General features: G+C 64.4%; 1 pseudogene. It reads right to left on the bottom strand.

The window, feature by feature from the left end:
- Positions 1-499: pseudogene (locus tag IJ15_RS25120) on the bottom strand (arabinosyltransferase domain-containing protein); the annotation flags it as partial.
- Positions 500-506: the final 7 nt, after the last annotated feature.

The following is a 506-nucleotide window of genomic DNA, read 5'->3' on the forward strand; positions in this document are numbered from 1 at the left end:
GGCCGGGTACTGCGAGACTGCGCCCTTGAGCATGGACAGCACTTCGAACAGCACCATCAGTCCGGCGACGACGGTCAACGGTGCGGCCGCGAACTTGCGGATCCGTCGGCCCTTGACGCTGGTGGGTTTCTCAGGTGGGGGCGCGTAGCCCTCGCGCAGGTACTGCCATGCGATCAGTGCGACGGCGAGGCCGAACAGCGCCAGGAACAGGGTGGACGATTCGCGGCCGTCGAACTGCACGGTCTTGTCGAACCACGGCACGCCGTAGCTGGAGACGTACCAGTAGCCGTTGATGCCGGAGAACGACAGTGCGAGCACGAACAGCAGTCCGGCGAGGAACATGCCCGAAGTGGTGGGTCCACTTCGTGGGGTTGAACATCATGAAGAAGATCGTTCCGAAGACGATGCCCATGAGGCGCCACGACGGTCCGGCGGCGACGCCGGGGATCCGCTTGCGGCGCAGGAACACGAACAGCACCGTGAACAGGCACAGCAGCATCGTGAGG

The sequence above is a fragment of the Prescottella defluvii genome (genome assembly GCF_000738775.1).
Lineage (GTDB): Bacteria > Actinomycetota > Actinomycetes > Mycobacteriales > Mycobacteriaceae > Prescottella > Prescottella defluvii.